At 45.1% G+C, this 8,669-nt stretch carries 3 protein-coding genes; all 3 read right to left on the bottom strand.

Features of this window, described 5'->3' with window-relative positions:
• Positions 1-912: 912 nt before the first annotated feature.
• The 3 genes from DC20_RS15680 to DC20_RS15670 all read right to left on the bottom strand — a co-directional run bounded on the left by DC20_RS15680 (position 913) and on the right by DC20_RS15670 (position 8,639).
• Complete coding sequence (locus DC20_RS15680) at positions 913-3,891, bottom strand: PAS domain S-box protein (protein WP_062544694.1); 2,979 nt, start codon at positions 3,889-3,891, stop codon at positions 913-915.
• Between the two features lie 341 nt (positions 3,892-4,232).
• The gene (locus DC20_RS15675) at positions 4,233-5,528 is read right to left on the bottom strand and encodes an amidohydrolase family protein (RefSeq protein WP_062545998.1); all 1,296 of its coding nucleotides are present in this window, start codon (positions 5,526-5,528) and stop codon (positions 4,233-4,235) included.
• A 57-nt stretch (positions 5,529-5,585) separates the two neighbouring features.
• Positions 5,586-8,639 (bottom strand): amidohydrolase family protein, encoded by a 3,054-nt coding sequence (locus DC20_RS15670; protein WP_062544693.1) that lies wholly within the window; start codon positions 8,637-8,639, stop codon positions 5,586-5,588.
• Positions 8,640-8,669 lie beyond the last annotated feature (30 nt).

The raw sequence follows: 8,669 nt of genomic DNA, 5'->3' as shown, positions 1-8,669 counted from the left end.
TTTCGTTTCCTAGACAAACAGTAAACTGTCTGCCTTATTTTCCTATCTTTCCCATCTACTCAAAGAACTTCCCACTAACCTGTCGTTAGTGCTAGAGAAACCACTTTAGGTTTCGTTTCCTTCCCTGTCGGAAGGGGCTGCAAAGGTAAGGAACATTTCGCTGTTTCCAAGCCCTCAGGCAACTTTTTCACTCTTTTTTTTTACTTACTCAACCCAGTCAGTTAAGTGTTTTAGTGTGCTTCGTTTAGGAAGCGGGTGCAAAGGTAAGAAGAATCTTTCTGTTTGCAATACTTTTACAAAACTTTTTTTTCTTTTCTCCCCTACCCTGCCGGTGAAGGAGGCCGCTTAGTTTGAAGGCCAAGCCTCCTCATTTAAGCGGGCTGCAAAGGTAAGAACCTTTCGGTTAATGTCAACTGCAGTTCAGTGTTTTTTTTCTTTTTTTTTTCTTGACCCTGTCGGTCCAGAAAGCCTCCTTTCGGAAGGGAGTGCAAAGGTAAGGAACATCTTTTACTCTGCAATGGGCATGGGGAGATTTTTTTCGCTTCCCAAGACTGTTCTTTTTAAGACAACCTCTCCGAAGAACCCTTCCTGTTGAAGGGGCTGCAAAGGTAATAAGAAATTTGCTGTTTACAAGGGCCTGCTTTGAGGTTTGCCCCTGTTCAGCGCAGCCTAAGACGTAACTAAGTTCTGGGTCAGGGAGTTCCCAGCAGGATAATTTTTTTGTCTACTATCATATGGGCTCATCTCTTTTGATTGGCACCCGCCCGGCGCCCGTGTGGAAACTGTAAACTGACACTTGGAAGTTCCCGGACCGGCCACAAAAAAGAGGCACGGTGTCCCACACTATGCCTCCCCTGCTCGCTACTATATGTTCTAGTTGTTTTTACTTAGCTATAGATATTATCAATTAACCTAACTGTAGTTTTTAATCCAAACTTTAAAGGTTGAACCTTGATTAGGTTTACTTTCAACCTTAACATATCCTCCTAATGCTTCTGCCTGCGTCTTTACCAAGTACAGCCCTAAACCTCTACCCGAAACGTGGAAGTGAAAACGTTTATACATCCCAAATAGGTTTTTGCCTTCTTTTTCTAAATTGATGCCTAAACCATTATCAGTTACGGAAAGGCAAACCATGTCATCCTGGTGCAGTTCGGCTTTTATACAAACTCTTAATGGCTTATCTGGGTTCTTGTATTTAATGGCATTTGTCAGAAGGTTACTGATGATGCTGCTCACGTAGCTCCGAATTGATATGATTTCCTGGATTCCGTTAAGGTTTACTTCTACTTTCTCAAAACTGTCAATTGGTAGCACTTGAAGAACTTGATTTACTACTTCTGACAATTGGAAATGATCCTTTGCATCAAGCATTCCCGCCTGGAGGTTAAGCATCTCATTGAGGTCTCTTATAATAGAGTCTAAGTTTTGGGCCGTTTGGTTTAACCTTTCTGTGATGCCCTCCTGTAATTCTGCACTTCCCTTTGTGGTTAACAAAGAAGTTAAGCCTAAGATGTTAGCGACGGGTGACCGAAGATTATGAGATACTATATATGTGAATTGCTCCAGGTTCCTATTTCGGCGAAGTAGTTCATCAGTTAGTTTCGCTCTCTCCTCTTCTGCTTTCTTTTGCTCTGTAATGACGGTTTCAATCACAATGAATTTTTTACCACCGCCATTTTGATCATCCAGAATAGGCGTGATATCCAATTTGGACCAATACACCTCGCCTTTTTTGCTTCGGTTCTGAACCTCCTGTACAAAGGGTCTATTATAATGTAATTTCTCCCTTATACGAGATACCTTCTTCTGGTCAGTATCTGGGCCAGCAAGAAAGTCACCAGGCCTGCGGCCAATAACTTCTTCCAGGGTATAACCAGTTACTCGAGTAAAACCTTCATTCACCCATTCAATGTGACCTTCATCATCGGTTATGTAAACAGAATTTACTGTTTTGCTGGCTACTAAAGAAAGTTTCTTAAGTTCTGCCTCAACTTTTTTACGGGCATCTATGGCTCTTATGAAGACAGCTAGACCTTCTTCTGAAGGATAGGCGCTCACATCTAACCATCTATTAAGGTTCTCTGAGAAAACCTCAAAATGTGCAGGGTGTTGTAGTAAGATTGCCCGGCTAAAAGAGGAGTAAAAGATTTCATAATCATTAGCAGAATACACTACCCGAATATCACGTCCAAGCAACTCTGCATTTGAAACTCCCATGGCTTTCTCAAACTCATGGTTTACATAAGAGAAACACCAGTCTTTGTCTAAAGTGAAGAAAGCATCATTGATACTCTCCAGAATGGTGTTTAACCTTTTAGCGGTATTTTCCAGAAGACGCTGCTGTTGCTTAGCTTTGGTGATATCTTTGGCAATGACATGAATTCCTAATACTTCATCATTGACAATAATTGGGACTTTAGTGATGGAAAGGCTCAACCTCTCGCCTAAGGCAGTTAAAATTTCAGTTTCAGTAGTTTTAGATTCACCAGCCAGTGCTCTGGAGAATTCCCCCTCCGTTTCCTTAACCCAATCTGGGTGCAATAATTGAACAAAGTTCATTTGGAGCAACTGTTCTTCTGAATAACCGCTACAAGCTACAGTGGCGGCATTTACAGAAGTAAAGACGCCATTTTTGTTCAGCGAAAAGACACTGTCTGGGTTATTCTCAAACAAAGCTTTGTATAACTTCTCACTTTGCTCTAATTGAAATTGTGCTTCTAACCGATGGGTGATATCTCTGGAGTTAATAATGATACCACTGATAGCGGGATTATGGAAACAATTCACTCCTTTGGTTTCAATCCAGCGCCATTCTCCAGTTTTAGAAACAAACCGAAAAGGTTTAGTCTGCACGATATCGCCTAATAGAACTTGGTCAAAATTCACTAAGACATGAGGGATATCCTCAGGATGTATAAAATCAAAAGCATTAGCTCCAGTCAACTCCTCTGATTCATAACCCAACACCTGCTTTACACTTCCGCTCACAAAAGAATAGGTCCCTTCCTTATTAAGAACACAGATCATATCATACCCCTCTTGCAGCAATGCCTGTAACCTGTTCTCGTTTTCATGGTGTTTCTCCTCACTGGCAATTTCCTGGGAGATATTGCGGGCTATGCAGTACACCTTTTTTTCCTCTTTAATAAGAGAAGATGACCAGGAGAAATAAATTACAGTACCATCTTTGTGGAGGTAGCGATTTCTGAAGTTAATAGTGGAATACTTTTGAACTACCTGCAAGGTATCGCCCTCGGTATCAGGAATATCTTCGGGATGTATGAAATTCCTGTAATGCTTCCCAATCATTTCTTCTGGTGTATATCCCAGAATGGAAAAGCAGGCCTTGTTTATATGAAGCAAATGCCCATCCAATGAAAAAGTACAGATAAGGTCAGCGGTAGAGTCCAGCACTAAACTTAGGTCGTGAAGTGCGCTTTCTAATTGTTTCTGCTGTTTCTCTATTTTCTGCTTGTCTCTTTTTTCTGCACGAAGATCTCTGATGTGAACACTAACAAAAGAAGTTCCGTCTGAGATGTAGAGTAGCCTTGAGTCCAGCTCAACAGGTAACACATATCCATCTCTGTGGAGAATATTAAGCTCACCCCTAAAAAAACCTACATTCTCCCTTTCCTGAATGGCAGGTTCCCATCTAGTATCTGCCCGATCCACAAGAACTTTTCTCCCTTCCTGAAGCAAAAATTCTTTTGAATGCCCCACTAACTGACACATGGCCTGATTGACAAACAGAATTTCTCCATTAGGCCAAAGCAACAGCTTAGGTTCATGGCTGTACTCCGCCAAAGCGTACATCATTTCAAAGTTCACTGCGGATGGAGTAGGCTCAGGCAGATCAACCCCTTCTGGCTCTAATAATCTATGGTTCATCAATGAAAATGGAATTAATTCTTCAGCTAAACGGCAAAGTGGATTATACTTACATCCGCACATTAAGATGGAGCACAGGGGAAGGCTCTTACAAAAATACTTACTTTTGAATAATATACATCAAAAACACTCGTTAAACGCAGAATATAATAGAAGATGTAGAATCTTACCAATTTTCAGAATAGGCTATAACCGGCCTAAAGGGTTAAGGCATTTCAAAAACAAATTATATTCTGCTAACACTACCATCTATTTTGCCTGTTTTTAGAAAAACACCTCAAAAATAAAGGCGCCACCCAATTAAGGTGGCGCCTTTGTTTTTGAGGTAATAAGACTAGTACCTATTTACCTAAATCATATTTACCATTGAATTTCTCATATAGGTATTGCTGCTTATCTGTAAGGTTTAGTTTACGGCCCTGAATAAAAGCATGGCTGATTTTGTTTGTGCGCATGTCCAATATATCTCCTTCAGACACTACCAAGCTGGCATCTTTGCCTACCTCTACTGAACCTACCTGTTTGTCTACCCCAAGAATTTTGGCGGCATTTAAAGTAACCGAAGAAATGGCCTGCTCTTTAGGCAGCCCAAAAGCTACTGCTGTACCGGCAATAAAGGGGAGGTTACGCGAGCCGTGAAGGCTGGCGTCATAGTCTAGGCAGAAGAGAATACCAGCCTGCTGCAGAAGACCAGGCATCTTGTAAGGCAAATACACATCATCACCGGCTCTGCTAGGCAAAGCATGCACTCCTGAGTAGATAACCGGAATGTTATTTTCCTTCAGAAAGTCCGCTACCACCAGAGCATCTCCACCGCCTACTACCACCATTTCTTTTACTCCTGCCTTTTGGGCAAACCTGATGGCTTCCACGATCTCTTTGCCATAATTAGTATGAATGAAAAGCTTTTTGGAGCCATCAAACAAGCCAGTCAGGGAAGACAGCTTTAGATTTTCCCGGTCTTGCTTTTGAGTTTTGTACACCTTGGCTTCCGAAAGCAAAGACTCAAGCTCCTGTAAACCTTGCTGTCTTGCCTGCCGCCTTTGTACCATCTGCGGAGTATTGTCACCAGATTGCACCATGGCTGGCCACCGTAGATGAACACCACCATCGGCTTTCACCAAGGCATCCTCCCAGTTCCAGGCATCCAACTGAACCACCGAAGACAAACCGGAAATGATCCCTCCTACCGGAGTTACCTGTGCCATAAGAACGCCATTAGACCGCAGGGTTGGCGTAATATCTGAATCAGTGTTATAAGCAACTACAGACCGGACATTTGGGTTGAACAGACCCACTTCTTGTTGGTCCAGAGTGGCCCTGACAGATTCTACTTCATTCAACCCAATCTGGCTGTTGGGTAAAATCATGCCCGGATAGATGTGCTTACCACTTACACTCACGGTTTCATAGGCAGTGCCGCCAGCCGTAAATCCAGCAGCGGGACCCGCGTACGTGATCTTACCGTCATTGAAAGCCACAGTGGCTCCTTCCACTACCTGGCCATTCCCTACGTGCAGCGTGGCCCCCGTGAGGGCCATGGCTTTGGTTTGCTTAGTGGCCGGCACCGGTACCTGAGCCCAGGCAGTAGAGGTGCTAACAAACAAAGCTGCTGCGAGCAATAATCGTTGAGACATGTTTTTAGGGGTAAGGCTTACCACAATTTTCATTTTAGCTATCATCGTGTGGTCTCCTTATTTATTTAGATACTCAGATTCCTGATACGTTTCCTCGGCACCATTGTCCACGTCCTCGCAATGCAACACCTGCTGACCACCACGGCGTGAAGGAGTTGCAGTTTGGGTGCGCTCTCCGCGGGCTTTGGCCGCCAACATTTTGTTGATTAACCGTAAACGCTCTTTCTCCTGCTCTTCCTGCAGTTGTTTATCCTGCTCCAAGTCAAAGTAGGCGATGCCATCTACAAAAGTTTTCTCTGGGCGGGCATAGATAGAAAGCGGATGCTCGTTCCAGATGACAACGTCAGCGTCTTTGCCAGCTTTCAGGCTACCAATTCGGTCATCTAAGTGCAGCAATTTAGCAGGGTTCAACGTCACCATCTTCAGGGCATCTTCTTCAGAAACACCACCGTACTTCATGGTTTTGGCAGCTTCCTGGTTTAGGCGGCGGGCCATCTCGGCGTCATCTGAGTTGATGGCGGTGGTCACTCCCACGTTATGCATAATGGCGGCATTGTACGGAATGGCATCTTTCACTTCCATTTTGTAAGCCCACCAGTCAGAGAAGGTAGAAGCACCAATGTTACGGGCCTTCATCTTGTCAGCAACTTTGTATCCTTCCAGAATGTGGGTGAAAGTGTTTACCCTAAAACCCATCTGGTCGGCCACTTTCATGAGCATGTTGATCTCAGACTGCACGTAAGAGTGGCAGGTAATAAAGCGCTTGTCCTTCAGGATCTCAGAAAGGGTTTCCAGTTCCAGGTCACGGCGCGGGGCTGCGGTTTTGTTTTTCGCTGATTTAGAAAGTTTGTTATAATCTCCCCAGGCTTTCTGGTACTCTTTGGCTCGTTGGAAGGCATCTACCATCACTTGCTCTACGCCCATACGGGTCTGTGGGAAACGCACGTTGTACACCGGTGAACGGTTAGAGTGCTTCACATTCTCACCCAAAGCAAATTTGATGAACGGATCTGCTCCTTCCAGCATCAATTTCTCCGGCGACTGGCCCCAGCGTAATTTAATGATAGCAGATTGGCCTCCAATTGGGTTTGCTGAACCGTGCAACAATTGAGAAGTGGTTACCCCACCAGCCAGTTGGCGGTAGATGTTCACTTGCTCATGGTTCACCACATCAGACATACGCACTTCAGCCGTTACGGCTTGGGTAGCTTCGTTAACCCCATCCAAGGCAATGTGCGAGTGCTCATCAATAATACCAGGGGTAACGTGCTTTCCAGTACCATCAATGACTTTGGCTCCGTTGGCGGAAAGGTTTTTGCCTACCTGGGCAATCTTCCCGTTTTTCAGGAGCACATCAGCGTTCTGTAGTTTTCCGTCTTTTTCGTTTGTCCAGACAGTGGCGTTTTTGATGAGGACCGTCTCTGCTTTAGGAAGTTCTGTTCTGCCAAAAGCCGCAAACGGGAACATCAATTTACCCATCCCTAACGCTTCATTTGAGCGGGCACGAGCAGTATCACGTTTGGCTTGCTGGGTTGCAGCCTCAGAAAGAAGGGCGCTCCACTTCACTGATTGAGCATCGGGCAACTGGCCTTCACCCTGAAACCCCTTGCCTGTGTACCAGCCGCTTAATCTGATGCTTTCTTTCCCGTTCTTGGTGGGGGCAAAAGCAATGGTCAACATTTCACCACTAAAAGAAAGACTACCTTTTAAAGTGTCTGTAGCTACTACTTTAAGCTCTGGTTTCTCTGGAGTACCGCTGATGAGCAGACGGCGGTCTGGCTGAGAACCAATCTTTAAGGTGTATACGCCCCGGAAGTCGGCTGGCGTTTCACTTAATTTGTAGCCTTGGCCCTGCACCCAGTTCTCCAGAAGCATGGTAGTGGCATCAAACAAATTGCCTGAGGTCACCACAAAATTGGCCTGCATGCCTTCTTTAAGGCTACCTACAAATTTATCAGCTTTCAGGAGTTTAGCGGGTGTGAAAGTTATTGCTTTCAACGCTTCCTGCTCTGACAAGCCGTGTAAGGTGGCTTTTCTAAGATTCGGTAAGAACTTGCTTTTATCGCGTAAATCAGAAGAGGTGAAGGCAATAGCAACCCCCTCTTTGACCAACATAGCAGGGTTAGCTGGAGCCATTTCCCAATGCTTCATCTCCTCAATGCCAATGCGGCGGGCATCATAAGGGTCTTCCACGTTATAAGCATCGGGGAAGTTCAGATTCAGGATGAAAGCCGCCTTAGTGTTCTTGATTTGGGGCAACATCTGGTATTCATCGCCCTGGCCTTTAAAGATATATTGGTGGCCAAACTCATCCCCTACTTTATCAGCGCGAACGGCATTCAGTTTGTTGCTTACCTCAAAAATCTGGGGTAAACGATTTCCGTCAGAAAAGGCTTTCAAAGAAAGGTTCTGCTCTTTGTCTGGGTTCTTTGAGTTCCACTGGGCATCCAGGTAGGTTTGGCGCAGCAGGGCAACAGATCCCATCAAGGAGTTAGGATAATCCTGGGTAGAGGATCCTTTGTCAAACGATAAAGCAGCGGCGGCTTTGTCAAGCAAAATCACCTGGTTCTCGCGCTTGTCAGCTAGGGTAACCAAGGAAGCTGTTCCGCGGGCAATACCGTCTGGGTGAATGGTCAATACCGTTCCAAACCCTAATTTGCGCAATTCCTCAGCAGCTTTGGCATCTACTTTAAACACCTCTACGGCGTTAGTCTCTGGCCGAATGGCTTGGTTCCAGTTGTAGGCGCCTTCTTTCTTTGACTCTGCCTGTGGTGGGCTGTTGAAACTGAAGATCCTTTGCGGCACCGCCGGAACACCATAGTGCGTGTATGGATCCACAAACCCCGGGTACACCGTTTTTCCCTTTAAATCAGAGATCATTGCCCCCTGCGGTATGCTGACTTTGGTACCAACCGCCACTACCTTGCCGTCTTTAATGACCAGAGTGGCGTTCTCTAATTTAGTTAGATAGTCCACGAAGATGGTGGCATTGGTGAAAGCCCGAAGCCCGGAACGTTCATCATACACCCCATTGCGCGGAAAAGTCTCCTGTGCCCGGCTCTGCAGCGACATGGCCGCTACCACCAACACGGAGAGAAATACTTTTTTCATGGGAGCCTAAATAAAGGTTTGCTTGTGAGA

This window comes from Rufibacter tibetensis (assembly GCF_001310085.1).
Taxonomy (GTDB): Bacteria; Bacteroidota; Bacteroidia; order Cytophagales; family Hymenobacteraceae; genus Nibribacter; species Nibribacter tibetensis.
Note: the sequence above shows the minus strand (reverse complement) of the source record. Positions and strands in the feature narration are given on the sequence as shown.

Coding starts and splice junctions, on each gene's coding strand:
- DC20_RS15680 (WP_062544694.1), bottom strand. CDS start 3,891: ATGAACCATAGATTATTAGAGCCAGAAGGGGTTGATCTGCCTGAGCCT.
- DC20_RS15675 (WP_062545998.1), bottom strand. CDS start 5,528: ATGTCTCAACGATTATTGCTCGCAGCAGCTTTGTTTGTTAGCACCTCT.
- DC20_RS15670 (WP_062544693.1), bottom strand. CDS start 8,639: ATGAAAAAAGTATTTCTCTCCGTGTTGGTGGTAGCGGCCATGTCGCTG.